Annotated in this window: 22 protein-coding genes; 14 read left to right on the top strand and 8 right to left on the bottom strand. The window is 68.1% G+C overall.

The window, feature by feature from the left end; genetic code table 11:
- Positions 1 to 159: 159 nt before the first annotated feature.
- Entirely contained in the window at positions 160 to 1692 is a 1533-nt protein-coding gene (locus tag QHF83_RS12960; RefSeq protein ID WP_282418112.1) for a serine/threonine protein kinase, read from the bottom strand.
- 193 nt (positions 1693 to 1885) lie between these two features.
- On the opposite strand from QHF83_RS12960, the gene QHF83_RS12955 reads away from it, so the two are divergent.
- Positions 1886 to 2788 (top strand): 2-hydroxyacid dehydrogenase, encoded by a 903-nt coding sequence (locus QHF83_RS12955; protein ID WP_282418111.1) that lies wholly within the window; start codon positions 1886 to 1888, stop codon positions 2786 to 2788.
- Between the two features lie 4 nt (positions 2789 to 2792).
- Here the strand turns inward: QHF83_RS12955 and QHF83_RS12950 are convergent, their stop codons facing one another.
- The 3 genes from QHF83_RS12950 to QHF83_RS12940 are packed head-to-tail and all read right to left on the bottom strand — an operon-like array spanning position 2793 to position 5559.
- The gene (locus QHF83_RS12950; RefSeq protein ID WP_282418110.1) at positions 2793 to 3476 is read right to left on the bottom strand and encodes a glutathione S-transferase family protein; all 684 of its coding nucleotides are present in this window, start codon (positions 3474 to 3476) and stop codon (positions 2793 to 2795) included.
- A 9-nt stretch (positions 3477 to 3485) separates the two neighbouring features.
- The gene (locus QHF83_RS12945) at positions 3486 to 4871 is read right to left on the bottom strand and encodes a cytochrome P450 (RefSeq protein WP_282418109.1); all 1386 of its coding nucleotides are present in this window, start codon (positions 4869 to 4871) and stop codon (positions 3486 to 3488) included.
- 10 nt (positions 4872 to 4881) lie between these two features.
- Positions 4882 to 5559: a Coq4 family protein gene (locus QHF83_RS12940; RefSeq protein ID WP_282418108.1), complete on the bottom strand. Its 678-nt coding sequence runs from the start codon at positions 5557 to 5559 to the stop codon at positions 4882 to 4884.
- A gap of 109 nt (positions 5560 to 5668) precedes the next feature.
- On the opposite strand from QHF83_RS12940, the gene QHF83_RS12935 reads away from it, so the two are divergent.
- Positions 5669 to 6277, top strand: coding sequence for a TetR/AcrR family transcriptional regulator (locus tag QHF83_RS12935; protein WP_282418107.1), 609 nt, complete (start codon positions 5669 to 5671; stop codon positions 6275 to 6277).
- On the opposite strand, the gene QHF83_RS12930 is transcribed toward QHF83_RS12935, so the two are convergent.
- From QHF83_RS12930 to QHF83_RS12920, 3 genes are all read right to left on the bottom strand, one after another.
- A complete protein-coding gene (locus QHF83_RS12930) occupies positions 6263 to 7165 on the bottom strand; it encodes a hypothetical protein (protein ID WP_282418106.1) in 903 nt (300 codons plus the stop codon). The genes QHF83_RS12935 and QHF83_RS12930 overlap by 15 nt on opposite strands.
- 81 nt (positions 7166 to 7246) lie before the next feature.
- Entirely contained in the window at positions 7247 to 7696 is a 450-nt protein-coding gene (locus QHF83_RS12925; RefSeq protein ID WP_282418105.1) for a hypothetical protein, read from the bottom strand.
- 92 nt (positions 7697 to 7788) lie between these two features.
- Positions 7789 to 8799, bottom strand: a complete 1011-nt coding sequence (locus tag QHF83_RS12920) for a LysR family transcriptional regulator (RefSeq protein ID WP_282418104.1) — start codon at positions 8797 to 8799, stop codon at positions 7789 to 7791.
- Positions 8800 to 8906: 107 nt separating this feature from the next.
- On the opposite strand from QHF83_RS12920, the gene QHF83_RS12915 reads away from it, so the two are divergent.
- Complete coding sequence (locus QHF83_RS12915) at positions 8907 to 9800, top strand: NAD-dependent epimerase/dehydratase family protein (protein WP_282418103.1); 894 nt, start codon at positions 8907 to 8909, stop codon at positions 9798 to 9800.
- A gap of 118 nt (positions 9801 to 9918) precedes the next feature.
- Positions 9919 to 13596, top strand: a complete 3678-nt coding sequence (locus QHF83_RS12910) for an IPT/TIG domain-containing protein (RefSeq protein WP_282418102.1) — start codon at positions 9919 to 9921, stop codon at positions 13594 to 13596.
- Here the strand turns inward: QHF83_RS12910 and QHF83_RS12905 are convergent.
- On the bottom strand, positions 13556 to 15088 hold the full coding sequence (locus QHF83_RS12905) for a right-handed parallel beta-helix repeat-containing protein (RefSeq protein WP_282418101.1): 1533 nt from the start codon (positions 15086 to 15088) through the stop codon (positions 13556 to 13558). The genes QHF83_RS12910 and QHF83_RS12905 overlap by 41 nt on opposite strands.
- A gap of 327 nt (positions 15089 to 15415) precedes the next feature.
- Between QHF83_RS12905 and QHF83_RS12900 the strand changes: the two genes are divergently transcribed.
- The 10 genes from QHF83_RS12900 (at position 15416) to QHF83_RS12855 (ending at position 26550) form a co-directional block, all read left to right on the top strand.
- A complete protein-coding gene (locus QHF83_RS12900; protein WP_282418100.1) occupies positions 15416 to 15829 on the top strand; it encodes a YkgJ family cysteine cluster protein in 414 nt (137 codons plus the stop codon).
- 224 nt (positions 15830 to 16053) lie between these two features.
- Positions 16054 to 17898: a type VI secretion system tip protein TssI/VgrG gene (gene tssI / locus QHF83_RS12895; protein ID WP_282418099.1), complete on the top strand. Its 1845-nt coding sequence runs from the start codon at positions 16054 to 16056 to the stop codon at positions 17896 to 17898.
- A gap of 9 nt (positions 17899 to 17907) precedes the next feature.
- Positions 17908 to 19194, top strand: a complete 1287-nt coding sequence (locus tag QHF83_RS12890) for a PAAR domain-containing protein (RefSeq protein WP_282418098.1) — start codon at positions 17908 to 17910, stop codon at positions 19192 to 19194.
- A 16-nt stretch (positions 19195 to 19210) separates the two neighbouring features.
- Positions 19211 to 20125, top strand: coding sequence for a DUF4123 domain-containing protein (locus tag QHF83_RS12885; protein ID WP_282418097.1), 915 nt, complete (start codon positions 19211 to 19213; stop codon positions 20123 to 20125).
- A gap of 3 nt (positions 20126 to 20128) precedes the next feature.
- A complete protein-coding gene (locus QHF83_RS12880; RefSeq protein ID WP_282418096.1) occupies positions 20129 to 21454 on the top strand; it encodes a hypothetical protein in 1326 nt (441 codons plus the stop codon).
- Positions 21455 to 21484: 30 nt separating this feature from the next.
- On the top strand, positions 21485 to 21997 hold the full coding sequence (locus QHF83_RS12875; protein WP_282418095.1) for a hypothetical protein: 513 nt from the start codon (positions 21485 to 21487) through the stop codon (positions 21995 to 21997).
- A 20-nt stretch (positions 21998 to 22017) separates the two neighbouring features.
- Positions 22018 to 24588 carry a type VI secretion system tip protein TssI/VgrG gene (gene tssI / locus QHF83_RS12870; protein WP_282418094.1) on the top strand — a complete coding sequence of 857 codons (2571 nt, stop codon included), beginning with the start codon at positions 22018 to 22020 and terminating at the stop codon, positions 24586 to 24588.
- 6 nt (positions 24589 to 24594) lie between these two features.
- The gene (locus QHF83_RS12865) at positions 24595 to 24900 is read left to right on the top strand and encodes an immunity protein Tsi6 family protein (RefSeq protein WP_282418093.1); all 306 of its coding nucleotides are present in this window, start codon (positions 24595 to 24597) and stop codon (positions 24898 to 24900) included.
- Positions 24885 to 25910, top strand: a complete 1026-nt coding sequence (locus tag QHF83_RS12860; RefSeq protein ID WP_282418092.1) for a hypothetical protein — start codon at positions 24885 to 24887, stop codon at positions 25908 to 25910. Before QHF83_RS12865 ends, QHF83_RS12860 begins: the two co-directional genes overlap by 16 nt.
- A gap of 40 nt (positions 25911 to 25950) precedes the next feature.
- Positions 25951 to 26550 carry a hypothetical protein gene (locus tag QHF83_RS12855; RefSeq protein WP_282418091.1) on the top strand — a complete coding sequence of 200 codons (600 nt, stop codon included), beginning with the start codon at positions 25951 to 25953 and terminating at the stop codon, positions 26548 to 26550.
- Positions 26551 to 26628 lie beyond the last annotated feature (78 nt).

Genomic DNA, 26628 nt, shown 5'->3' with positions numbered 1-26628 from the left:
ACGCTGTCCCTGGTCTTGTCACGGGCCCGTTGGAAGAACTGCGCGGAGCGCAGTTCTTCCACCCCGAGTCCAGGGCTTGCCCTGGTCCGGGTCGAGGGGCGGACAGCCCCCGCGGGGTCCGGGGCAGAGCCCCGGCGCGGCGCTCCTGTCGAGCCTCTCTCAGAAGTTGATCTTGCCGACGTTCGGCGCCGTGGCTGTCGACGCGGGCGCCTTCGTGGTGCCCGTGCCCAACGTGCCGAACGGCTTTGCGGAAGATGCGCCGCTTCCAAGCGTCGCTGGCTTCTGGCTCGGCGCCTGCTGCGGCGCGGTTGCGGCGGGCTCGACGTCGAGGCCATCGCCTTCGGCGCCTGGCGTCGGCGCGGCCGCGGATGGCGTCGGCGCGGGTGCTTGCTGCGTCGACGCGGGGGCTGCGCTCGGCAGGGGCGCTTGCGGCGGCGGGGTGGTCACCGGGGAAACGGCTGGCTCGGGGGGCCTCGTGTTCAGGAAAAACCAGGCGGCTCCGCCCACGCCTGCTGCGAGCGCGAGGAACACGAGTCCCACCACGGCCGCGGGTGACATGCCACGGCGCTGCGCGGCAACGGGCACGGAGATCGGCGCGGCGCCGCTCCCGCTCGGCCGCGAGATCGGCCCGCCCGGCATCGACGGACGGTCCTGCGCCGGCATCATCGCTTGCTGCGCTTGCATCGGCTGTTGCTGCTGCGCGTACGGCAGCGGCGTCTGCGTCGCGGCATATCCCGGATACGACGTCTGCGATTGCCGTGCGTTCGGGATGCTCGCCGGCCCGAGCAGGTGCCGCGCCGCGCTGCTCTCGAAGGCCGCCGCGCGCACCGCGTCTTGCAGCGCGCGCAGCTCGTTCAGCATGTCCTCGGCCTTCTGGTAGCGCGTCTGCGGCCGGCGCTGGACCGCGCGCATCACCACGTTGACGAACCCTTGCGAGATCCGATCGTTTCGCCCTGTCTGCAGCGGCGGGGCGTCCGTCATCAGCTTGGCGCGCGCCAGCTCCGCGTCTTGCGCGTCGCCGAAGATGTGACGCCCCGCGATCGCGCGGTAGAGCATCGCTCCGACTGCGTAGAGATCCGAGGCCGCCGTCACGTCACGCGAGTTCAGGATCTGCTCGGGCGCCATGTACTCGAGCGTCCCGAGCGCCATGTCCGCGCGCGTCAGGTTCGTCTGTTCGAGATCCTCGCCTGCGCCGGACTCGATGCGGCCCATGCCGAAGTCGACGATGATCGCGCGCGTCCTGCCGTTCGGCTGCGGCTCCATCATGATGTTGCCGGGCTTCATGTCGCGGTGGATGACGTGCGCGCGGTGCAGATCGCCGAGCGCGTCGACCACGTGACAACCCACGTCGATCGCCTCCTCGACGGAGAGCCTTCGCTGCTGCAGCACCTTCGAGAGCGGCTGGCCCTCGATGTACTCCATGACGAGCACGAGTCCGACGGTCGGATCCTCGACGAAGTCGACGACACGCGCGACGTGATCGCTCCGGATGCGGCCGAGCAGGTTCGCCTCGCGGCGGAAACGCGCGACCACCTCGCGATCGTAGGCAGCGGCGGCGAGCAGCGTCTTGATCGCCACTTTCATGCCGATCGCGAGGTGCTCACCGGCCCACACCTCGCCCATGCCGCCCGCGCCGACACGCGCGTCGACCCGGTACCGTCCCGCGATGATTGAGCCCGGAGCCAGATCCATACGATCGACCATGCTAACGGAAACCGACGTCGAACCGGCAAAAGGTTGCGCATCGAGCCCACGAGCCCGACCAGCCGACGAACGGAAAACCTGTATCTTTTTCCACACACGTCAGGCGGCACGAAGACCGCCCCGGACGACGGGGCACGCCTCCGCGCGTGCACGGGCGCCTCGACGGCGGTAACGGTCCCCCGTGCACATCGTCTTCTGCGGCACGGGCTGGTTCCCCATCGTCGACGCCATCCGCGCGCGGCTGCCCCTCGGCGTCACGCTCCGCTCGTGGGACCCGGGCCTGCCGCTCGCGGGCCAGGTCGAGGACGCCGACGTCCTCTTGCCCTCGAACGCCCGCCTCGACGCCGACGTCATTGCCGCGCCGCGCAATCTGCGCCTCATCCAGCAGCCGGCCGTCGGCACCGAGGGCATCGACCTCGCGGCCGCGCGCGCCCGGGGCGTCCCCGTGTGCAACGCGCCCGGCACGAACGGACAATCGGTCGCCGAGGCCGCGCTCTTCCTGATCCTCGCCCTCGCGCGCCGCTTCCCCCGCGCGAGCCGCGCCTTCGCCGAGCGCTCCATCGGCGCGCCGCTCGGCATCGAGCTCGCGGGCCGCACGCTCGGCATCCTCGGCCTCGGCCGCTCCGGCGCGGCGCTCGCCCGCATCGCCGAGGCCCTCGGCATGCGTATCCTCGCCGCGCGCAGCACCACGTCCCCCGAGGACGTCCTCGATCTCGCGGCCCGCGCCGACGTGATCAGCATCCATTGCCCGCTCACGCCGAAGACGCGGGGCCTCGTCGGCGAGGCGTTTCTCTCGCGCGTGAAGCCCGGGGCCCTGCTCGTCAACGTCGCGCGGGGCCCCATCGTCGATCGAGACGCGCTCTTGCACGCCCTGGAGACGGGCAGGCTCGGCGGCGCGGGGCTCGACGTATTCTGGGAAGAGCCGTGGGATCCGGTGGATCCGCTTTACCGTCGGGACGACGTCGTCGTCCTGCCGCACGTCGCCGGCTCGACGGAGGAGGCGTTCGCGCGGATCGCGGACATCGTCGCGGGCAACGTCCACCGCCTTCTCCGCGGCGAGCCGCTGCTGCATCGGATCGCGTGAGCGCTCAGCTCGCCCTGAAATCCGCGGTCCACTCGCCGGCGGCGCGGCACTCGACGTCGTGCTGCGTGTCGCGGAAGGTCTCGGCGATCCCTTCGTCGTACCACCGGCGCATCGACGGGCGCTCCAGCATCCGCGTCGCGTAGGCCGTGGCCGCCTCCCCGAGCCGTAGCCCGTACGTCTGCCAGCGGAACACCACGGGCGCGAAGAAGGCGTCGACCGCCGTGAACGTGTCCCCGGCGAGGAACGGCCCACCGAAGCGCTCGAGCCCCTCCGTCCATAACGCCGAGATCCGCGCCACGTCGCGCGAGAGCGCGGGCGGCGTCTCGTGCAAGCGCACGCGAATGCCGATGTTCATGCTGCATTTCTCGCGCAGCACCCCGAATCCCGCGTGCATCTCCGCGGCCGCGGAGCGCGCCCAGGCGCGGGCGGCTTCGTCGCGCGGCCACACGCCCGGATGCCTTTCGGCGAGGTATTCCGCGATGGCGAGCGAATCCCACACCACGCGACCGCCGTCGAGGAGCGTCGGCACTTTCCCGGCCGGCGTCATCGCGCGGAACGGCGCCCACGCGGCCTCGTCGCCGAACCGGAGCAAACGCTCCTCGAAGGGAATGCCTGCTTCCAGGAGGAGGATCCACGGCCGAAGCGACCAGGACGAGTAGTTCTTGTTGGCGATGTAAAGGGTGTACACGCCGGGAGTTTACCCGGACTGCCCGCAGAGGTCACCCACGCGGTCCTCTCTGCGGCACACGCGCGGCGTGATGACCATCGGCAGCCCATTGGCGATGCCCAGCGTGCCCTGCATCGTCCAGCGCGGCTCGAAGCCGGCGCGCAATCGAGGCGTGAAGCGCTGCGCGAGCATCGCCAGAAGCAGGTGGCTCTCGAGCAGCGAGAAGTTGTTGCCGATGCAGATGCGCTGACCGAGGGCGAACGGGTGGTATGCGTAGCCGTGACGTGCGGCCTCTCGCTCGCGCGTCCAGCGATCGGGATCGAACACCTCGGGGTTTTCCCAGAACTCTGGATGCCGGTGCGTGTAGTACGGCGACAGCATCACCGCCGCGCCCGCGGGCACGTCGAAGCCGGCGATCCGATCGGCGGCGACGGCATCGCGCACGTAAAATGGCGCCGCCGGGTAGAGCCGCAGCACCTCCTTGACGACCTGCAGCGTGTACGGGAGCTGCCGCAATTCGTCGGCGGTCGGCGTCCGTCCGCCGAGCACGCGATCGAGCTCCTCGTGCAGGCGCTCGGTCACCTTCGGGTTCGTCGAAAGCGCGTACCAGGCGAACGTCATGGTGCGCGCGGTGGTCTCGTGACCCGCGAAGAAGGTGGTGATCGACTCGTCGCGCAGCAGGCTCTCCGACATCGCCTGCCCTGTCTCCTCGTCGCGCGCCTTCATCAGCCGCGAGAGCAGGTCGTCGGGCCATGACGCCTCGTCGGTGCCGCGCCTTTGCGCGATGAGCGCGCGGATCGAGCGATGCACTCGCTCCCGCGCCGCGAGGTATTTGCGATTCTTCGAGGTGGGCAGCCATTCGGGGAGCGCCGGGCCCGCCATCCGGTCGTTGACGAAGGAGAGCATCGTCTCCACCGCGTCCTTCATCTGGTGGATCGATTCCATCGTCTCGGTGCTGAACATCGCCTTCAGGATGATCGAGGCCGTGACGAACGTCATTTCCTCGGCGATCTCCACCTCGGTGCCCTTGCTGGCGAGCGCCTCCCAGCGCTCCACGAGGCGCGCGGCGTCGCGAATCATCAGATCCGCATGAGCTTGAACGCCCTTCGGTGTGTAGAAGGGCGCCATCAACCTGCGCTGCCGACGCCAGAGATCCCCGTTGCTCGCGACGATGCCATTGCCGATCAGGTACTTCCGCACCCCGTCGTAGCTGCCGAGCTTCTCGTAGTTCTGCCGATGGCTGATGTTGACGCGCTCCACCGCGTCGGGGTGCATCGCGAAGACGAGCGTTCGCCGGCCGATGCGCACCTGGAACACGTCACCGTGCTCGCGCCACTGCTTCCCCACGAAGTCGAGGAACCCGAGGGTGCGAACGCCGTGGATGAACTGCAAGAGACCGGGACCGGGGGGCCGCATGCTCAGGTCCTCACGCAGGGGCGCACAAAAGGCCGGTCAGCGTCGACACCGGCTGTTCCCACAGCTTCTCGTAGTTCACGCTGAGCAGCTCACGCGAGTGACGGCCGCGGGAATAAGCCGCGCGCAATCGGCCGAGGTACGCTGCGAAATCCTTGAATCCCGACCGCTGGAGCTGTCGCGGGACCGAATACGCCAGGATCAGCACCGCCTGGCGGACGCCGAGGTTGCCGAGCACGAACGCCTGCAGTTCCATCTCGCCGGGCTCGTCGGTCCCATAACCGGTGATCAGGTGAAACAGGTCGTGCGTCTCGCGATAACGTTTGCTGAGGTAATCGACGTCGCTCGAGACGGGGAACGTGGTGACGAACGGCTCGATGCCGTTGTCGCGGAAGTAGCGCACGAACTCGTGGCCGAGCGTGCCTTCCGGCAGGCGCGCGAGGGCGTCGAGGTCGAGCTCGCGGCCTTGCAGCGTCGGGCGCTCGTCGAGCAGCCGGCGGGTCTCGGGAATCTCGCGCCACGCCTCGGCCAGCTTCGCGTACGTCTCGCTGTCGAGGCACGCGTTCACCAGCGGGCCGTAGTACGTGTGCCCAGGTTCATTGGCCAGGACGCCGAGCGCGTGGACGGCCAGGCGGATGCGGGTGAAGATCGACGCGTTCGCGGGCAAGGTCGGCAGCGTGTCGTCACTCATGAAGCACTCCTTACGGCGGCGAGCAGCCCTCTGGCTTCCGGCGCTCGTGGCTCGAGCATATCAAAAGTGGACAGTGGTGTCCACTTCGGCTCCGGGGTAGAGTCGCGCGGTGGAAAGCCCCACGGAAAAAAGACCGGCGCGCCGGAAAGACGCCGAGGAGAACCGCGCGCGGATCGTCGCCGCCGCGCGCGAGGTGTACGCGTCGGCCGGCTTCGACGCGCCGTTCGACGCGATCGCGCGCCACGCCGGCGTCGGGCGAGCGACGCTCTATCGGAACTTCCCGGACCGATACGCGCTCGGCGCCGCGATCGTCGAGGATGATCTCGGCGTGCTCGAGGCGCTCGCCCGCGAGCACGGCGACTGCCCCGACGCCTTCATGAAGCTGCTCTCGGCCATCGTCGAAAGGCACACCGAGACCCACGCATTGGTGCCCGCCCTGCTGCGCGGACCGGGCGAGCCCGCGCTCCAGGCCCTCGTGCCCCGGGTGACGCGGCTGCTCACGGTGCCGCTCTCGCGCGCGCGCGCGGCGGGGCTGGTCCGCGACGACCTCACCCTCGCCGACGTGATCGACGTGCTCGCCATGCTGTCGGCCGTCCTCGCGGACGACGGGTCGGGCCGCGCGCGAGAGCGGCGGATGGCGCGGGCGCTCGAGCTTTTGATCCACGGCCTCGTCCCGCGCGCGCCGGCCGGCCCGCCCATCGGATCACCTCGAACCTGAGAGCCTCGCAAACGCAATCGCGAAGGCCACGTCGGCGGCGCGATGCGCCTCGGCGACGTCGAACATGGCGGCCGAACGGCGTTCGAGGATGCGCGCGAGCTCCTCGAGCGGGGTACCGTCGTCCACGGCGGCCCTCGCGATGCGGGCCACTTCCTCCTCGGGGACGTCCATTCGTCGGGAGCAGAGGAGGAGAAGGTCACCCGCGCCGAGCTCGACGTCGAATGGGTCGACGCCAACCCCGGCTTGCGTGAGCCCCCCGAGGCCGTTGACGATGATGTTCAACGGGATCTGCGCCGGGTCGATGTCGCGGGCTTGCGGCATGCGATCCGCGACGAGGTGCAGGTAATGCTCGACCACGAGACTCTCGAAGTGGTGGGCGCCCGCGCGTAGCAGGAGTGCGCGCCCGATCCCCACGTGGATCCCACGCACGCGAGCGCCTTCGACGGTGGCGGCAATGCACCCGACCAGGAGGCCGTGGATACGGTCATGCTTCGGGACGTCGGCCACGACGCGGTCGATCTCCGAGAACATCGCAGCGAGATCACGCGGGAGCGCCGCCGGATCCCCGAAATCGGCCGCGCACGCCTCGTACACGCGCTCGGCCGCTCGACGTGATTGCATCGCGCCGGCCCAGCCCCAGTCGTCGGGGAAGCCATCGGCGGCTCCCACGAACCGGTCTTCCGCGCCGGCGCTCGCGAATGGCTCGACGAGCGCACGTACGGCCAGGCGCGCGCCGAGCCACCCCGTGCAGTGCCCCCCCATTCCATCGGCTACGACGAGCAACCCCTCTCCGGCTCCGGCGCCGACATCGATCGTCCGGCTGCCGCGCGAAGCGCATAGACCCAGGGCCGATTCGAGGGTGAGGGTGCTCGTCGTGCGGTCGGCCATCGACACGATGGAGCCACGACGGCCGCTCGCCGTCAATCCGCCGTCACTCGATCATCGGAAGAGTCTCGGGCCCGGTTGCTCCTACTCGTGAGACGGAAAGCGATAGGGACCGAGCTCGCTGCCAGTAAAGAGTCGCGTGTCCTCATCACTCGCTGGCTCGAGCCCTGCGTAAAACGACGTGACCTCGTGTGCGGCTGCCAGCCGCTGGGCGTGGGAAAACAGGGCTCGCGCCAAAGCCCCAGGATCGGCGATGTCGTCGAGATCGATGCTCAGCTCGACGTCGAACCCCGCTGGCACACGCACGACACGGATTCCTACATCCGGCACCCATCCGAGCTCCCCGATTTCGATCGGTGACGGCAAGATGAAGAGCACCGCTGGGTTTTCCGCAAGCAGCTCCGGGATCTCCTCGACATCACAACGAGCGCGGCCATCAACTTCCAAGGACCTATGCTGTTCCGCGCCCTGCAACATACCAAGAACCAGGTGCGCAGCCTGCGCCGGCGTCTCGACCTCGAAGACCAGCTCCACGACTTGTCCCATCGCATCAGCTCCAATGAGTCAACGAATCACGTCCGTGCGCGTGGGTTCCCTGACCCGCTTGGGACGCCGCCCGCGCGGCTTCACCGCGACGCAGCCGCACGAGGCGAAGGCGTGCGGGCCTTTCGAGGCCGTTCGCGCGAGCCGCCCCGCTTCCCTGACGAGGCGGCCCGAACGTGCCGATCGTCTCCGCCGCGCGCCATGAACGATTGCAACCGCGGGACCATGTGGTCGAGAAACACGCGCACGCGCTGTGGCACGCGCTGACCCCCGAGATAAAGCGCGTGCACGTCCTCGACGTCGCTGTGCTCTTCGTCCGCCAGCACTTCGACGAGCCGTCCGCTCTCGATGTCGGGATCGACGTGGAAGTCCGCGAGCCGCGCCAATCCGACGCCCGCGATGGCCATGGTGCGCACCGTCTCGCCGTTGTTGGCGAGCAAGCTGCCGCGCATCGTCCGGTCGACGACACGAGCTCCCTGCCGGAGCGGCCACACGGGCGCCGACCGCCGAAAGTTGAAGCCGAGGCAATTGTGATGCTCGAGATCCTCGAGGGTCCGAGGCGTCCCGTGGCGTTTCAGATAGGCCGGTGAAGCGACGATCCTGCGGCGCGCCGTGCCGACCTTTCGAGCGACCAGGTTCGAGTCGCCGAGCGCGCCGACGCGAAATGCAATGTCGGTGCGATCGAGGTAGAGGTCGACGATTTCGTCCGAAAGCGACACGTCGACGACGATCTCCGGATACGCCTCCCAGAAGCCCGGCAAGAGCGGCAAGAGCCCGCGCACGCCGAAGGCGACCGACGCGTTGACGCGCACCGTCCCCCTCGCATGAACACCTCCCTGCGCGATCTCGCGTTCCAGATCGTCGAGCTCGCCGAGGAGCGCGCCGCTTCGTTCGAAGTAGAGCTGGCCCTCGTCGGTCAGCGACAGGCGCCGTGTCGAGCGCTCGACGAGACGCACGCCCATCCGCTCTTCGATCCGGCCGACCAGCTTGCTCACCGTCGACGGCGTCATCCGGAGCTGACGAGCCGCCTCCGAGAAGCTGCCGGCTTCCACCACCCGCACGAAGACCCGCATCTCGCCCATGCGATTGTCCATCTCGACCCTGCCTTGTGAAACGGATTCACATGTCATGCGCATGCGCGGCGGATTGTCAAACGGCCGCGGCGGTTCCATCGTCCAGGCATCGAGAAAAGGAGTGTTGCATGAGGATCTTCGTGACCGGTGCAAGCGGCTATATCGGTGGTTCGGTCGCCGCGCGGCTCGCCTCCATGGGGCATGTCGTGCGCGGACTCGTCCGTTCGGCTGCAAAGGTCGAGGGCGTGCGCGCGAAGGGCATCGACCCCGTCCTCGGCACGCTCGACGACGCCTCGTTGCTCGCCGCCGAGGCGAAGGCCGCCGATGCCGTCATCAATGCCGCCGACAGCGACCATGAGGGCGCCGCCATCGCATTGCTCGCCGGACTCGCCGGCTCGGGCAAGCCGTTCCTCCACACGAGCGGCACGAGCCTCGTTGGCGACGAAGCGATGGGCGAACCGTCGAATGCGATCTTCACCGAGGATACGCCGGTCGAGCCGGAGCCGGACAAGGAGCACCGCGTCGCATTGAACAAGCGCATCGTCGAGAGCGCTCCCGGCGTGCGAACCGTCGTGCTCTGCAACAGCCTGATCTATGGCCACACGCTGGGCCCGCCCGCCCAGAGCGTGCAGATCCCGCCGCTCGTCGCCCAGGCGAAGGAGAGCGGAATCCCGCGCTACATCGGCCGCGGCCTCAACATCTGGTCGAACGTCCACATCGCCGACATGACCGAGCTCTACGTGCTCGCGCTGGAGAAGGCGCCGGCGGGGAGTTTTTACTACGTCGAAAATGGCGAGGCCTCCTTCGGCGATGTCGTCCGCGCGATCGGCAAGGCCCTCGGGCTGGGCGAGGCCGAGCCGTGGCCCGCCGAGCAGGCGATCGCCCGGTGGGGCCGTGAGCTCGCCGTCTTCGCGCTCGGCTCGAACAGCCGCGTCCGTTCCGAAAAGGCCCGCCGCGAGCTCGGCTGGAATCCGCAGCATGGCTCCGTCATCGATTGGGTGACGAACGACATGGTCCGGTGAAGCGGAGCTCGTCCAGGGACACGAGAATCGTCCTCCGCTGCCATCCTCCCCCTTCTGCCGCCGGCGTCTCCGCTCTATCCTCCTCGATCCTTCCCTTCCGTCACAGGAGGAGCACGCCATGCGTTCCCGCGCGAAAAGCCGACTCTCGCTCGCGTTCCTGATCAGCCTCCCGCTCGCCGCCTTCGCGACGGGTTGCTCCGATGATGCGCCCTCGACCTCCGGCACGACGAACCCCGCCGGCAGCGGCGGCGCGGGTGGCGTCGGTGGCATGGGCGGCAGCGGCGGCTCCGGCGGGAGCGGTGGCAACGGCGGCGCCGGCGGACAGGAAGAAATGCGCGGCCCGGTCTCGTTCACCACGACGCCGGTGCTCGTCGCGCACGTCGGCGACCCCTACCTCTACGCGTCGCAGGCCGTGCAGGAAAACGCCCTGCCCGGCGACACGATCACGTACTCGCTCGCGAGCAAGCCCGACGGCATGCAGGTCGACGCCGCGACGGGCGCGGTCACGTGGACGCCCGCCGCAGGCCAGGACGGGCCGCAATCCGTCTCGCTCGTGGCCACGGGCCCCGACGGCCAGAGCGCGACCCAGGACTACACGATCGAGGTCGAGCCCGCCGTCGCGATCATCGGCATGCGGCCCGCCGCCGGCAGCGCCGCGGGCGGCGAGCTCGTCACGATCAGCGGCTACGGCTTCATCGGCGCCGTCGGCGTCCTCTTCGGCAACGTCCCGGCCGCCGACGTCATGGTCCTCGACGACGGCACCCTCAGCGTCACCACGCCCGCCGCCGTCGCCCGCACGCGCGTCGTCACGGTCACCCTCGACGGCACGCCGCAAGCCACGTTCTCCCCGGGTTTCACCCACCTGCCCGTCGCCGGTTCGACCGACGTCACGCAGGCCAAACTCTCCTCCACGCTGAAGGTCCAGGGCCTCGGCTTCGACCCTGCGTCCGTCGAGGCGAACCAGCTCGCGATCCCGGGCCGCAGCGGCACGCGCCGCAAGATCGTCACGAACCAGGCGACCCCGGGCGATCTCGCCTTCGCGCTCGGCGTCGGCAACTCCGAGTCCACGCTCGCGACCGGCGCCATCGCCATCGAGGTCAACGGCCTGCGCTCGAACTGGCTCCCGCTCACGATCACCGACGCCTCGATCCCCGCCGAGCTCGCGATCACCGGCTTCGACGCGCCCCACGCGCCCGGCGAGAGCCTCACCCTCACCGGCGCCGGCTTCGTCGGCCTTTTGCCCGCAGACCTCACCGTCACGTTCGCCGGCGCCGCCGCGCCTGCCGCCGTCACCTCGATCAACGCGGCCGGCACGCAGGTCGTCGTCACCGTCCCCGCGGACGCCGTCACCGGCCCGGTGAACCTCGCCGCCCCGGGGCGAATGCCTGCGCGGAGCTACGTCGCGGCCACGATCACCGGCACCACGCCCGTCCTCTCCGTGCTCGACACGACCCCGGCGGGCGGCGCTCCCGGCAGCGCGCTCGTCCTCCGCGGCACGGGTTTTTCCGCGGACGCCGCGATGAACAAGGTCACCTTCGAGGGCGTGGACGCCGTCGTCCTCTCCGCCGAGCCCGATCGACTCGTCGTGGAAGTCCCGGCCGTCGACTTCGGCCCGGCCGAGATCGTGATCGATTCGGCCGGACAAACCACGAGCGCCGGCGTCTTCGGCATCTCGGGGGATTACACGATCCTCGCCGGCGGCGGACCCGAGGAGAACGAGATCGGCGACGGCGCCGATCCCTTGCTCGCGTCGATCGAAGGCGGGTTCGTCACGACGGACGCGGCCAACAACTATTACATCGCCGATCGCAAGCGCGTCCGCGTCATCAACAACGGCTCCTCGCCCGTCACGATGTTCGGCAAGACCCTCCAGCCGAAGACCATCCAGACCGTCGCGCAGGCGCCCGAGGGCGTCGCCGCCGTCGCGATCCACCCCGTCACCGGGGACGCGTATTTCGCGTCGGGCTTCCGCATCTTCCGCGCCAAGCGCACCGACGGCGCCGTCACGGACTACGCCGGCACCGCGTCGAGCGGCAACGGCGGCAACGGCGGCAATCGCCTCAGCGCGAGCTTCAACGGCATCAGCGACCTCGCCTTCACGGCCGACGGCTCGATCTTGCTCGTCGCGGACAACAGCAACGGCACGATCCGCGCGATCAACACCACGGGCACGGCCACCACGGCCTGGGGCGTCACGATCGCGGCCGACGCGGTCGATCAGATCGCGAACATCGGCGTCGTCAATCCGCTCACCGTCACGCTCGACGCCGAGGGCAGCATCTACACGGCGACGAGCATCCAGCTCCGCAAGATCCCCGCGAACCGCCCGCCTGCGGGCGATCCGATGTACGTCGAGAGCTTGCACCTCGCGGGCAACGGCAACAACTCGAGCCTGCCCGCCGAGGGTTGCCCTGCGATCACCACGTCGCTCGGCATCAACAGCGGCGTCATCGTCGATCCGGTCCGCGGCGACCTGCTCTTCGGCAGCCGCCACGGCCTCGTCCGCCGCATCCGCCCCGCCGGCGGGAGCCTTCCCGTGGCGCTCGACGAGAGCGACTGCATCGATTTCGTCGCCGGGAGCTGGGACGTGGGCAAGGCCATCCCCAACGCCGGCTACACGGGCGACGGCGGCCCCGCGAAGAGCGCCGCGTTCGCGCTCTACTCGCGCCCCTTCGTCGATCGCGACGGCTCGCTCCTCGTGCTCGCCGAGGGCCGCCTGCGCCGCGTCCTCTTCGACGCCGCCGGCAATCCGGGGCTCGTCGAGGCCGTCGCCGGCACGGGCCCGACCAAGATCGACAACCTCCCCGGGCTCTCGCTCCGCTCGCTGAACAGCCTGAGCTCCATTCGCGTCGACGCCGCGAACAACCGCTACATCTACACCTCGGACGCGCGCGTCGTGGCCCACGATCGCACGACGAACCTGCTCACGCCCCTCGCCGGCACGGGCTACACCGGCAACACCATCGGCCCGAACGGGATGGCGCTCGCCTCCGATCTCGCCTCCTTGCGCGGCTTCGATCTCGCGGGCAGCGCGCTTTACCTCCTCGAGGCAGGCCTGCCGCGCGTCTCGAAGATCGACCTCGCGACGGGCATGCTCTCCGTCGTCGCGGGCGACGGCCGCGCCGCCACGACCGCCGAGCAGCAGGCGTCAGGCCTCGCCGCGGCCGCGCGCGTCGCCGTCAACACCGGCGCGGGCAAGGCCACGATCGGCCCGAACGGCGCGCTCTACTTCGCCGACGCGAACTACCTCCGCATCATCAACGTCACGAACCAGGCCATCACCACGTTCGGCGTCACGCTCGAGCCCGGCAGGATCGACGACCTTCCCCTCAGCCTCGGCCCGAACATCAGCGGCATCGCCTTCGCGCCGAACGGCGACCTCTACGTCGCCTCGTACGACTCCAACGCCGTCCGCCGCATCCCCGCCGCGGGCCCCTTCACCGCGGAAAACGTCATCCCGGGCGACAGCCAGCGCTACGGCGTCGCCAGGCCCGGCGCTCTCACCGACCTGCGCCTCAATCGTCCGAGCGACATCACCTTCCTCCCGACGGGCGAGCTCGTGATCGCGAACGACTTCGGCCACACGCTCGTCGTCGTCGAGCCGGATGCGAATGGCGCGATCGGGCCATCGAGCCACTTTGCGCACGTCTTCGGCAGCGGCGCGCCGGGCCGCCTCGCTGTGGACGGCGCGCCGCCCCTCTCCGTCGCGCCGCGCGGCGTCCGTGCCGTCACCGTCGACGGAAAGGACCTCGTCCTCATCGCTGGTGAGCGCGTGGTCCGACTGGCGATGCCCTGACCCCTTGCGGCTCCGCGGGCGCCACCTCGCATGCGCCGATGCTGTGCCCCTTCTCCCGCCGCATGCGTGATTTCCCCATGAAATCCTGGTGCTCGTCCACCGGATCCGCCGTCGCCGCCCGCGCCGCCGGCGACGCGGGCAAGAGCGTGTAATCGCCCCGCGCCGGATCCACGAAGAGCCGCGCGAGCGGCAGCGAAAGCGAATGCCCGTCCTTGCCGAGCTGCCTTCGCCAATCTTCGAGCGGCCGCACCCGATCCCCGATCGCCACCCGATCGAGGACGTTCCCATCGCTCTCCACGAGCTTCGCGTCCTTCTCCGTCACCAGCTCGAGCCCTGCACGCCGCGCATCCCGGTGATACAGGATGTTGTTCCGCACCACGTTCGGCCCTGCGCTCAATCGAACCTGCAGCGCGCTCCGCGCCCCCTCGGGCATCACCACCGTGTTGTGCACGATCGAGAGCCCTTTCGGCCCGAAACGACCGTCTCCGTCCTCTTCCGCGTCCTGCTCCCTTCCATCCGCGTCGCCGAACGCCACGATGCCCGACGCGGCATTTTCGTAGAGCACGTTCCCCTGGACGATCGAATCTTGCACGCCGTCGAGGTTGATCCCCGCGCCTTTCCGCTTCTTGTTGTTCGCGAGCAGGCCGGCGCCATTGCCGATGATCAGATTCCGCTCGATCGCGGCGCCGGTCACGAGCCCGTCGGCCACGCCGCCGTAGAAGCTCTTGCCGGACTTGTCGATCTCGGGCCTCTCGCGCATGTCGGCGTTGATCTGGATGCCGCAGCCGTCGTTGTCGCGCAGCACGTTCGCCCGGACCACGGGCCTGTCGCCGCTGTTCGACAGATAGATCCCGTGCTCGCGCCGGCTCCGCCGGACCTCGTTGTTCTCGACCACGAGATCGTCCGCGAACGACGAGAAGATCCCCCATCGACCGTTGTCGAAGTACGCCCCGTTCCGGATCGCCACGTTCGTCCCGTAAAACACGGCCACCGCGGCCCGAGGCGCGCCGTACGACGAGATCCCGTCGAGGACGACGTGGTGAGATCTCCGCAGAATGATGTTGTCCCGACAAGCGTTCCTGTTCTTGCAATCGGGATCCGGCCGGACGAGCGCGCGCTTGCCGATCGCGAAGATCGTGATCGGCCGGCCCGGCTCGCCGCGCAGCCCGTCCACCGTGAACCGCGCGTATTCCCCGTCTTCCACGAGCAGCACGTCGCCGGGCGCCGTCGCCAGGGAAATGCCTCGCTGGATTTCCCGACAGGGCTTGCTCTCCGAGCAATCGTTCGCGTCGTTTCCCAGCGGCGAGACCCGGAATCGCCGCCCTCCCTGGGGCGTCGGCGGCCTCGTCTTCGCGGGCCCGATCGACGCCAGGTTCTGCATTCGCGGCGACGCGGACGACGCCTCGACCGACTCGCCGTGATCGCCGGGCGAGGCCGGGCGCGAGCACGCAAGCAGCAAGACAAGCGGAGCGGCGCCCAAGAAAACGCGCATCACAGCACCTCCGCGTGAGTCCTCGAAAGGTAGCGCCCGCATTCGACCCCGTCACGACGAAATGCGAGACACCGAACAAAGTTAGCCGTCCAGGACACGCGGGAGAGCACCCGGGACGGGATGGGTTCGTCTCGACTGCGTGATTTCGCTCACTTCGCCTGCCTGGACGAACTCCTTGAACGCTTGGGGCTACGCTCGGACAAGCCGAGCTACGCCCCAAACCCCCTTCGGACCCCCTCGACCCGCGCCTTCGATGCGCCTAGACTCGCGCCGCCTCGTCGCGGGACGCGGCATCCATCCAATTCCAAACTCTCCGTGGAGTCAGCCGTGGCCGCCGGACGAACGCGCGTTCAATACGATTGCACCAAGTGCGTGGCATTTTGCTGCTCCATCTACGAGCGCGTCGAGGTGACGGCGCGGGACGTCAAGAGGCTCGCCTCCCATTTCGGCGTCACGCCCGAGGTCGCCGAGAAGCGCTTCACCGTGCACCGCTTCGGCGGCCGCATCCTCCGCCGCAAGAAAGATCCTTTCTTCGGCAAGTCTTGCAAATTCCTCCACCCCGAGACCCGCGGCTGCACCATCTACGAGGGCCGCCCCCAGGCCTGCCGCGAATACCCCGGCAAGAGCCGCTGCGGCTACTACGACGTCCTCCAATTCGAACGCGAAATCCAGAACGACCCCACCATCGTCCCCATCGTCCGCCTCACCTTCAAGAAACAGCTCCGCGACACCGCCCGCTGACGGACCCTGCCGATCCAGCCTGGTCCGCCTCGGGATGCCGGACCACCGCGCCCCGACGAGTGAAGGCCCGGTCACGGCAAGCCCCTCCCATCGCCGCCAATCTACACCGCCGGCATCATTTTCCACGGATAGCTCATCGATGCCTCATGACGCGGGGTGTCGATATGCATTTGCATGGCTCGGCCCCCTTGCATGCTTCACCTGCCTTTTCGTAGGCTGTGCCAATGGCGATCCTCGATCTCTCCTTCGAGTCCGGCGAGCAGAGCCTCTCCGTGCGGCACTTCTCGGTGCACGAAGGCATCTCGACGCTCTTCAGCGCCAGCATCGTCGCGCGCTCGCCGAAGGAAGACATCGACCTCGAATCGCTCGTCGGCAAGGCGGGAGGCCTGCTCGCGATTGGCAACCTGAACGTGCCACGCGGCTGGACCGGCGTCGTCAGCCACGCCGAGCAGATCGACGTCGAGCCGCCGACCGGCACCTCGCTCGGACTCTCCACCTACCTCATCCGGATCGTGCCCACGATGTGGCTGCTCACGCAGCGCAAGGGCAACCGGATCTTCCAGAAGATGTCGATCCCCGACATCGTGAAGAAGGTCCTCGGCGAGTACGGCATCGAGCCGAAGACGAAGCTCACCGAGCCGCACCCCGAGCACGAGTACCGCGTCCAATACGGCGAGACCGATTTCGCCTTCGTGAGCCGCCTGCTCGAGGAAGAAGGCATCTCGTACTGGTTCGGCCAGGCGATGAACGGCGACAAGATCGTCAGCGAGCTCCACCTCGCGGACGCGCCCACGCGCGGCGAGGCACGCAAGCCCATCCGCCACGCGGAGAACCCGAACCAGCCCGGCAACAACGAGTGGATCTGCCGCGTCCACCTCGCGCACCAGGTTCGCCCCGGCGCTGCGATGATCCGCGACTACGACTTCGAAAAACCCAAGTTCCTCCTCCGCGGCGAGGCCGAGAAGGCCAAGAAGGAGGACTTTTTCGAGCAATACGTCTACGAGCACGGCGCCTTCACCGACGACAAGGAAGGCAAGCGCCGCGCGGACATCCTGCTCGAAGCCGAGCGCCGCACGAAGCGCGTCGTCTCGTACGAGGCGAACGCCTTCGATCTCGCGCCGGGCGTCATCTTCAGCATCGACAACCACCCGCGCGAGGATCTCGATCCGGGCAAGAAGCTCCTCGTCCTCGAGGCGATGCACGAAGGCACGCCCGACGGCGAGTGGACGCTCTCCGGCGAGGCCACGTTCATCGACGTCCCGCACCGCCCCGCGCAGCGCACGCCGCGCCCCAAGATCAACGGCATCCAGAGCGCGTTCGTCGTCGGCCCGAAGGGCGAGGAGATCTACACCGACGAGTACGGCCGCGTGCGCGTGCAGTTCCACTGGGATCGCGACGGCAAGTACGACGAGAACTCGACCTGCTGGATCCGCGTGAGCCAGGGCTGGGCCGGCGCCGCGTACGGCATGATGACGATCCCGCGCATCGGCCAGGAGGTCCTCGTCGGCTTCTGGGAGGGCAACCCCGACGAACCCGTCATCGTCGGCCGCCTCTACAACGGCAAGAACCGCGTCCCGTACAAGCTGCCCGACGAGAAGACGAAGAGCACCTGGAAGACGAACAGCTCGCCGACGACCGGCGGCTTCAACGAGATCATGTTCGAGGACAAGGCGGGCAAGGAGCTCTTCTTCGTCCAGGCGCAGCGTGATCTCTCGAAGCTCGTCAAGCGCAACGAGACCGAGCGAACCGGCGCGAACCGCACGATGGTCGTCGGGGCAAACCGATCGAGCGTCGTCGGCGCCGTCGACACCACGCTCGTCGGTTCGAAGTACGCGCTCATCATGGCCAAACCCAAGGACCTCAAGGTCGAGGCCATGGGCAACCCCGACGTCGAGAAGCAGGAGACCATGATCGAGATGGTCGACGGCAAGATCACGCTGACCACGGGCAAGGCCACGATCACGCTCGACGGAGCCACGATCACGCTGAAGGCCGACGGCGACATCAAGCTCAACGCGGGCGGCGAGGTCGTCATCCACGGCGGCCCGTTCGTGAAGATCAACTGCTAGGAGACCGCCATGCCGCAAGCCGCACGCAAAGGCGATCTGACGGTGCACGGCGGCGTGCTCGTCGAGGGTTCGCCCGACGTCACCATCGGCGGGATGCCCGCCGCGCGCCTGACCGACAAACACGTCTGTCCGCTGCACGGCCCCGGGCCCGTCACGCAGACGTCGTTCACGGTCTTCATCAACAAGGTCGGCGCCGCGCGCGTGGGCGACGCGTGCACCTGCATGATGCCCTCCACCGCGGTCGGCGGAGGCGACGCGGCCAAACCCGAGCAGGCGAAGTGGACCTTCAAAGCGGACGGGTCCGCGACGAAGGAAAACAAGTACGCCACCGAGGGCGAGGGCACGGGCAAGACGTTCGGGGAAGCCTGGGACCAGGCGAAGAACAAGGCCGGCGACAAGGCGCTCGATCAGGTCGCGCACGGCCGTGATCCGAAGGATCAAGCGTGGAAGCCCAAGGTCGCGGTCGGCGCCAACAAGGAGCTCTGGAACGAGACCACCGTGCCCAAGGGCCCCGACGGCAAACCCGTCGACAACTACGCGCAGTTCTTCTCCGGCTCGACGAAGGGTTCCATCGGGGCGAACGCCGAGATCGAGAACGTTCGCAACATGAAGGCGAACGCCGGCGGCAAGGCCGAGATCGAAGGCTCGCTCTTCGCGGCCGCGGGCAAGGCCGGCGACGCGAAGGGCTGGGGTGAAGTCTCCGGCGAGGCCAAGGTCCTCACCGCGAAGGCCGACGCCGCCGCGGGCGGGCAGTTCGAGGTCAAGAACGGCAAGGTCGAATCCGCGTACGTCGAGGCGGGCGCGGGCGCGGGCGCGTCCGTCGTCGAGGGCAAAGCCTCGGGCAAGAAGACGTTCACGATCCCGCTCGTGAACCTCGACGTCAGCATCGGCGGCGAGGCCTCGGGCGCGTTGCTCACCGCGGAGGCGCGCGCGAGCGCGTACGCGGGCTACCGCGACGGCAAGTTCCAGATGGGGTTCGGCGCGAAGGTCGGCGCGCTGCTCGCGGGCCTCGGCTTCAAGTTGAACATCGAGATCGGCCCCGCCGAAGAGAAGAAGGAGCCACCGAAGGCGCCCGGCGTCCCCGGCGTCGCGGGCATCGATCCGATCGCGATCGGCTGCATGACCGTGCTCATCGGCGGCACCCCGCCTCCGTACGTTCCCGGCGCGCCCCCGCCCGATCAACCGCCGGGCGTCATCGTCGACGCGGTCGGCATCCGCAACAAGTCCCAGGCGCTGACGCTCAAGGCCGCGAAACGCGCGGCGGCGCCGTTCACGCCGATCAAGTGCGACTTCTGAGGTAGAACGAGGCTCGATGGACACCGGCATGAACGAGCACGAGTCCCTCCTCGTCACGACCGCGGCCTTCGCCGACGGCATCGAGCGCCTCACGCGATCGGGCCGCCTGTTCGCCGCGGTCGACGCTGCGGACGCGCCGTTCGTCGCGGAGAAGGCCACGCAAGCGGGCCCCCACGCCGCGGTCTGTCTCTACAAACCCAAGGACGCGAGCGAGTGGGCCGACGCTGCGCCGTACCTCTTCCAGGTCGATCCTTCGACGTGGAGCTGGCTGCGCGACGGCCTCACCGAGGATCCGAGCCTCTGCGTCTTCGCGATCGCCGACACGAACCTCGAAGGCGTGCGTCGTCATTTCCGCCGCTACCTCCTGGTCCAGTCGCCGGCGGGCACGAAGATGAACTTCCGCTTCTACGATCCGCGCGTGCTCGTCACGTGGCTCGACTGCTGCACCGCCCAGGAGCTCGACGATTTCTACGGGCCCGTGAGCGAGTACGGCATCCCCACGGAAGACGGCCTCGGCGCGCTCTTCTGGAAGCGCCTCGTCGAGGGCGCGCCGCGCAGGCGCGAGGACGTCCTCTACAAACTCCGCCCGGCGCAGATGCGCGCCTTCTCCAAGGCCTCGGAGGAGCGCTTCACGGATCGCACGGTGAACTTCCTCCAGACGCAGTTCCCGGATGCGCGGGAGGAGCCGAGACCTTCGCTCAAATATTTCGTCGCCGAACAGATTGATCGTGCGCGCACGTTGCACGGCTTCACGACGGAGCTCGAGCTCGTGACGTACGTGATCACGGCCTGGGCGCTCGGCGGAGATTTCGATACGGCGATGCCGGCCGTGGCGGAGACGCTCGCGGCCAAGCACCTCTCGTCCGGTGACAAGGCCGCGTGGATCTCGGACTTCACGCGCAAGCTTCTTCGTACGCTCGAGGAGACCTGAGTCATGCCTGGTGGCGGTCTATTGCAGAGAGCTTTGGGCGCGGCCTCGAACGCGGCCAAGAAGACGGCCGGCGCCATCGCGGGTGGCGCGCAGATGATCGGCGACGGGATCGTCAGCGGCGCGAAGGCCGTCGGCAATGCCGTCGTCACGGGCGCGAAGGCCGTCGGCAATGCCGCGGTCGCGGTCAAGGACACCGTCAAGGAAGGGGTCCGAGGCGCGACGCGGGCCGTGGCGGACGCCGGGTACAACGCGATCGGCGCGGGCAAGGACGCGCTCGACTCCGGCGCGAAGGCGGTCAGCGACGCGTATGCGAAGGCCAAGGAGCATTTCACGGGCAAACCCCCGGCCCAGCCTTGCATTGCGTGCACCGGCAAGGACGTCGACCACGACGGCGCGATCTTCGGCTACGTGAACGGCAAGTGCGTGCCGCTCACGCAGAAGGGCCAGGAGGTCACGCGGGCCGACATCGAAAACGCGAAAAAGAGCGGCTACAACCCGAGTTCCCAGACGCATTCGGCCTACGACCCAGAACGGCCGGACGATCCGGCGCGAAACACCTCGCAGGCGACGAAAGATTGCTGCGCGAAATGCACCGAGGGCAAACCTCCGCGCACGATCTTCTACGTCAACGGCATCAATACGACGCGCACCACGCATTGTGAGACGCTGAAGCAACTCGGCGACATGACGTGCGCCACGGTCGTCGGCGTTTACAATGCCACCGAGGGTTTCGCGAAGGACGCGCAGCAGACCTCGAAGGATCGGCGCCTCATCCGCGAGGCGGCGGCGGGCAAGAAGGACCTCACGACGGACGGCAGAAACCCCGCCGTGAACACGCTGAGCGACCTCGTCGTGGCCGAGCGCGAGTCGGGGCGGCCCGTCGAGATCTTCGCCCATAGCCAGGGCGGCGCCGTCACGAGCCTCGCGCTCTACGACGCGAACAACACGCTCAAGGCGGGCTCGCCCTCGCCGAACGCCGGCCTCGACGAGAACGTCAAGGTCACGAGCTTCGGCTCCGCGGCGCCGCAATGGGTGAACGGGCCGAAATATACGCATTACGTGCACGTGAACGACGCGACGCCGATGGTGTTCGGCCTCGGCGACAACCCGAGCAACCACGCGAAATACGCGGGCGGCGGCAACGTCGTCACGTTCTCGGGCGAGCGCGGCCAGGCGGCCGATTTCGAGACGAACGGCAAGAACCTCGACAAGCACTGGCTGCCGGGGATGACCGAATACCACGGCATCGACGACGATCTTTATTTCAAGGCCTACCAGCAGCAGAACCGGAACACCGGCGACACCTGCGGCTGCGGCAAGAACAAATAAGGCGCCGAGGCGGAAGGCAAAGGGACGACGATGGCGACGAACAGCGCGATGCCGCCGGGGCGGGACAGGGCCGAGGCCCTCATGCAGTTCTACGCGCGCAAAGAAAACCGCTACGACGCGGAGCTCGATGCGAACGGAGACGTCTCGTTCGGCGAATTCGGCTTCCGGCACGAGCCCGAGAAGGACGCGCTCGTCGGGCGCGTCTTCGTGGCGAAGGCGTGGCGCGACGGCGCGCCGGAGGCGCAGATCGACGCCTTCATGAAGGTCGGCCGCGCGCTCAACGATCCGGCGATCGGCGGGCTCTTCGACCAGGGGGGAGGGTATTTCCACCTCGACCCGGACAAACGCATGTATTTCCTGAAGAAGGATTTCCCTCTCGCCACGACGACGCGGGAGGCGCTCGACGAGGGCATGGAAAAACTCAGGGATCTCGCCGCCACGTGGACGACGCGCTGGTTCGCGCGCGTCGCGGACATCACGCACGGCCGCGCGCACCCGCCCTTGCGCCCCGTGAAGCAAGACGATCCGGACGACACGATCTGACGTAACCGAAGAGGCCGATCATGGCGCTGCTGGAGCTTGCCTTCGAAAACAATGAAGACTCCCTCTCGGTGCGGCATTTCTCCGTCCGGGAGCCGATCTCTGGCTCGTTCGACGTGGGCGTCCTCGCCCGCTCGCGCCTGCCGGGCCTCGATCTCGAGGGATTCGTCGGGAGACCTGCTGCGTTCCTGATGATGGGCGGCCCGCTCTCGGGCCCGCGCGCCTGGTCGGGCGTCGCCAGCCACATCCAGATGGTGCAGGCCGAGCCGACGGGTCTTTCGACCTATTTCGTGCGGATCGTGCCGCAGATGTGGCTCCTCAAGCTCCGCAAGCGGAACCGCATCTTCCAGCACATGACGATCCCGGCGATCGTCAAGCAGATCCTCGACGAGTATTCGATCGTCCACCAGATGAAGACGGTCGACGAGCACCAGGAGCACGAGTATCGCGTCCAGTACGAGGAGAGCGATTACGATTTCGTGAGCCGCCTGCTCGAAGAGGAGGGCATCTCCTATTTCTTCAAGCAGGTCGGCGGCGGCGGCGCCGGCACGTATACGACCGAGTTGATCCTCTCGGACAAACCCGAGGCGGGCGAGGAGCGCCCCACCCTGCCCTTCGTGTACGCGCCGAACCAGGACGCGCGCAAGGAGTTCGTCCGCAACGTCAAGATCGCGCACCGCATTCGTCCCGGCGCGGCGAGCTTCCGCGATTACGATTTCGTGCGCCCCGATTTCCACCTCCTCGGCGACGCCGAGAAGGCCTCGAAGCCCGAGGATTTTTACGAGCTCTACCGGTACACGCCCGCCGGGCTCGTCAAGGATCGGCGCGAGCAGCCGCGCGTCCCCGCGGACACCGAGGGCAAGCTCGTCGCCGACATCGACCTCGCGGCCGCGCGCCGCGGCAAGCGCGAGCTCCAGTTCGACGCGAACGCGTACGACCTCGCGCCGGGGCTCCTCTTCAAGGTCGAGAATCATCCGCGCAGCGACGTCTCGGCGGGCCGATTCCTCTGCACGGAGGTCTCGCTCGAAGGCACGCACGACGGCGAGTGGACGCTCTCCGGTTATGCCGCGTTCGTCGAGGAGAAGACGCGGTTCCGGCCGATGAAGGTCACGCCGAAGCCCGTCGTCGAGGGCGTCGAGAGCGCGATCGTCGTCGGCCCGAAGGGCGAGGAGATCCACACCGACGAGCACGGCCGCGTGCGCGTGCAATTCCACTGGGATCGCGACGGGCAATACGACGATCAATCGTCCTGCTGGATTCGCGTGAGCCAGGGCTGGGCCGGCGGCGCGTTCGGCATGATCGTCCTGCCGCGCGTGAGCCAGGAGGTCCTGATCGGCTTCCTCGAAGGCGATCCGGATCAGCCCGTCCTCCTCGGCCGCGCCTACAACAAGGTCGCGCCCGTGCCTTTCAACCTCCCCGAGCAGCGGACGGTGAGCACGTGGAAATCGCAGTCCTCGCCGAAATCCGAGGGCTGGAACGAGATCACCTTCGACGACGCCGCGGGCAAGGAGGTGCTCTACATGCAGGCCCAGCGAAACCTCTCGAAGCTCGTCAAGGCGAACGAGAACGAGCGGACGGGCGCGAATCGCTCGATCTTCGTGGGCGCAAACAGGAGCTCCTTCATCGGCGCCGTCGACAACGTCATGGTCGGCCAGCGCAGCGTCGCCGCCATGGTCGAGTTCCGGGAGAAAGACCCGGACAAACCGAACGAGCCCACGATGGTGCTCAAGGAGACGATGATCGAGGCGATCCACCCGAAGATCTCGCTCACCACGGGCAAGGGCACGAGCATCATCGACGACGCGAACATCAATTTGCTCGCCGATCGCAACGTCGTCCTCAAATCGGGCGGGGATGTCATCGTCGAGGGCAAACACGTCTACATCAACACGAAGAGCGTGCCCGGGGGAGCGCCCAAGGTCGAAGGCAGCGCGAGCGACGGCGCGCGAAGGCCCCAGGGCCGCACGCTCGGCGCGGTTCTGGAGACGTTCGGCCAGCCCAAGCCCAAGGCCGTGCGCCTGGCCATGCAGCGCCAGATCATCGGCTTCCGGCCTCCGACGCCGCAGATGTTCAAGATCGCCGCGGAGAAGGGTAACAGCGTCGCGCAGATGGCCGCCCGGAAGAAGATCGCGCTCCATTTCTACAAGGACAACGGCCAGAAATTCGACAAGGTCCTCGGGAAGGTGCGCAATTACAACTACCCGCAGGAGATCAACGAGATCCTGAGCCACATGAGGGGCATCGATTTCAAGGAGCCCCTCTCCGTGGGTCCGCCGCCGCCGGCGCCGAAGCGGCTCACGCAATGGCAGGTCCCGGACGGGTTCAAGGGCAATTACTTCGCGAGCTCCATGGCCACGCCGCCCGAGCTCGGTATCGGCTGGATGGGAACGAAGCAGGACGGCACGGTCGTCGAGAAGATCGCAAAGCCGTATACCATTCCGCCGTCCACGCCTTACCTGAAGACCAAGGCGGCGAAGATCCTCGACACGTGGAGCGTGCAGAACAAGCCGGTGATGACCCCCGGCGGCGCGACCCAGTATTACATCGGCAACAACTCGAACATCAACGAAATCGGCGCGAAGCCCGCCGCCTGATCCCGCATGAACCGTCCGCTCGACAATCGGAAGGATTTTTTCGACGTCCTCGCGCGGACGCGGATCGAGGCCGAGGCGCGCTTCCAAGGCGCGCCGCGCTCCACCACCTACGAATCCATCGCTCGCCAGCTCGCCGCCATGCAATCGATGACGGCGAACGACCGCACGCCCACCGAGGACGAGCGAGAATCCATCACGATCGGCCTGCTCGCCGTCCGCGAGCTCGAGCCGGCATCCGATCCGGACCTCGCCGATTTCATCGAACGCCTGCACGAGCTCAACGGATATTTCACGGCATGGCCACCCAACTAGCCGGACTCCGCTACCAGCACCGCACGCTCCAAGCGCCCGTGCCCAGCGACGCCGTCCTGCGGCTCTGCCGGCTCGCGCCCTCCGGCCATCGTATCGCCTTCGTCCGCGAAGACGGTCCCGAGGGACAAACCGGAATCTGGATCGGCGAGCCCCATCATGCCCACTCGGCCCGGCTCCTCGTCCCCTTCAAGCCCGGCCGCGTCGAGGACCTGGCGTTTTCCCCGGACGGCTCGCACATCGCGTATCGCGTCGCGCCGCTCCTCGGCCATGGCGCGCGCGGCACCGTCGGCTGGGCGAGCGCCGACGCGCCGGGCGAGATCCGGCGCGTGGAAGGGACGGGGTTTGGCTGGACACCCGGCGGCAAGGCCATCCTCGTCGCGGATCCCTATCGAAAATCGCTGCTTCGGTATGGGCTCGACGAAGAAGAGCCGCGCGCGCTCGGCCCCTTCGAGGACGACGCGGATCCCTCGTTCCCCGCAGAGGTCGTGGTCTCACCCGACGGCGAGCACATCGTGTACACGGCCGGGCGCGAGGGCGAGGAGATCTCCGAGGTCTGGCTCGTCAAGCGCGAAAAGAACGCGGTCGTGACCTCCATCTTCACCGAGATCCCGGGCGGGAACGTCCACATCCTGCCCTTCTGGTCGCCCAAGGGCGCGACGCTCGGCCTCTTCTGCGTGCACGAAGACCAGGAGAAAACCGCGCTCATCGTCGTCCCGCGCCTCGAAGGCGAGGGCCAGGTCCTTTACGAGAGCAGCTACCTCGACCCGGCGCGAACGCCCGCGTTCACGCAGAGCGCCCGCTCCATCGCCTTCTTCCGCACGGAAAAGCCCGGCGACGAGGAGCACCCGGCGACGACCCGCCTCGTCCTGCTCGACGTCAAGCGCGAGACCTTCGCCGCGCTCGCCGAGCCGGACGAGGTCTCCGGCACGCCCCGCCTGTTCGACGACCGCACGATCGCCGTCGACGGCGAGGCTCTCGCGCACCTCTTCGTCTTCGACGACCCCTCGTGACGAAGGTGCTAGACTCGATTCCAGCAAGGAAGAGCTCGACATGGCGCTCGACGATCCGGATCTCCCGACCCAAGGCGTCTTCCCGAACGCGGAAGAGCTGAAGGATTGCATCACCGTCACGGTCCGGCAGCCTCGCTCGGATCTCGATTTCAGCGTTCTCCTGCCCGACGGCTGGTATCAGCAGCCCGCGCCGGCCTCCAAGATCGACTTCTCGAAGGAGTCGGAGTTCGCCCCGCTCGCGCTCTTCAGCGCGGCGAAGGAGATGCTCCCGCCGATCCTCTTCACGGTCGGCGTCCGCCCCGCGCCGAAGAAGGGCAACGTGGCCGAATGGCTCGAGCGGCAATGTTATCTCCAGCAGCTCGCGCTCCAGCGCATGAAGCTGAACAAGTTCGCATTCGGCTGGGCCGCGGACGCGGTCGCGGTGCAGGCGAGCGATTTCGGCAAGCTCAAGCTGCGCATCACGATGTTCGAGGACGGCAATCGCCTGTTCACGCTCATCGGAATGGCGCCGCTCGACATCTGGGACGTGTGGGTCGTCCCGCTCGGTCTCTGCGTCAATACCTTCGAGCTGCTCGACCCCAAGGGGCAGAGCGCGCCGCTCGCGCCGAAGTACGAAGACGCGAAACCGGACGACGAGTAACCCGGGGGGCCCGCGCACATGCGGGCACCGGGGGCGCGGGGCACGGAATGGGCATTGCCCCCGGCCGTTCGCCGTGAA

Origin of the sequence: Polyangium sp. 15x6 (genome assembly GCF_029960785.1) — a bacterium.
Lineage (GTDB): Bacteria > Myxococcota_A > Polyangia > Polyangiales > Polyangiaceae > Polyangium.
The sequence above is the reverse complement of the archived record's forward strand: the minus strand, read 5'-3'. Positions and strand labels throughout refer to the sequence as shown.

Bases quoted from the DNA above. Each gene is read 5' to 3' on its own strand.
- QHF83_RS12960 (WP_282418112.1), bottom strand. From the start codon at position 1,692: ATGGATCTGGCTCCGGGCTCAATCATCGCGGGACGGTACCGGGTCGAC.
- QHF83_RS12945 (WP_282418109.1), bottom strand. From the start codon at position 4,871: ATGCGGCCCCCCGGTCCCGGTCTCTTGCAGTTCATCCACGGCGTTCGC.
- QHF83_RS12940 (WP_282418108.1), bottom strand. From the start codon at position 5,559: ATGAGTGACGACACGCTGCCGACCTTGCCCGCGAACGCGTCGATCTTC.
- QHF83_RS12930 (WP_282418106.1), bottom strand. From the start codon at position 7,165: ATGGCCGACCGCACGACGAGCACCCTCACCCTCGAATCGGCCCTGGGT.
- QHF83_RS12920 (WP_282418104.1), bottom strand. From the start codon at position 8,799: ATGGACAATCGCATGGGCGAGATGCGGGTCTTCGTGCGGGTGGTGGAA.
- QHF83_RS12915 (WP_282418103.1), top strand. From the start codon at position 8,907: ATGAGGATCTTCGTGACCGGTGCAAGCGGCTATATCGGTGGTTCGGTC.
- QHF83_RS12910 (WP_282418102.1), top strand. From the start codon at position 9,919: ATGCGTTCCCGCGCGAAAAGCCGACTCTCGCTCGCGTTCCTGATCAGC.
- QHF83_RS12905 (WP_282418101.1), bottom strand. From the start codon at position 15,088: ATGCGCGTTTTCTTGGGCGCCGCTCCGCTTGTCTTGCTGCTTGCGTGC.
- tssI (WP_282418099.1), top strand. From the start codon at position 16,054: ATGGCGATCCTCGATCTCTCCTTCGAGTCCGGCGAGCAGAGCCTCTCC.
- QHF83_RS12890 (WP_282418098.1), top strand. From the start codon at position 17,908: ATGCCGCAAGCCGCACGCAAAGGCGATCTGACGGTGCACGGCGGCGTG.
- QHF83_RS12885 (WP_282418097.1), top strand. From the start codon at position 19,211: ATGGACACCGGCATGAACGAGCACGAGTCCCTCCTCGTCACGACCGCG.
- QHF83_RS12880 (WP_282418096.1), top strand. From the start codon at position 20,129: ATGCCTGGTGGCGGTCTATTGCAGAGAGCTTTGGGCGCGGCCTCGAAC.
- QHF83_RS12875 (WP_282418095.1), top strand. From the start codon at position 21,485: ATGGCGACGAACAGCGCGATGCCGCCGGGGCGGGACAGGGCCGAGGCC.
- tssI (WP_282418094.1), top strand. From the start codon at position 22,018: ATGGCGCTGCTGGAGCTTGCCTTCGAAAACAATGAAGACTCCCTCTCG.
- QHF83_RS12865 (WP_282418093.1), top strand. From the start codon at position 24,595: ATGAACCGTCCGCTCGACAATCGGAAGGATTTTTTCGACGTCCTCGCG.
- QHF83_RS12860 (WP_282418092.1), top strand. From the start codon at position 24,885: ATGGCCACCCAACTAGCCGGACTCCGCTACCAGCACCGCACGCTCCAA.
- QHF83_RS12855 (WP_282418091.1), top strand. From the start codon at position 25,951: ATGGCGCTCGACGATCCGGATCTCCCGACCCAAGGCGTCTTCCCGAAC.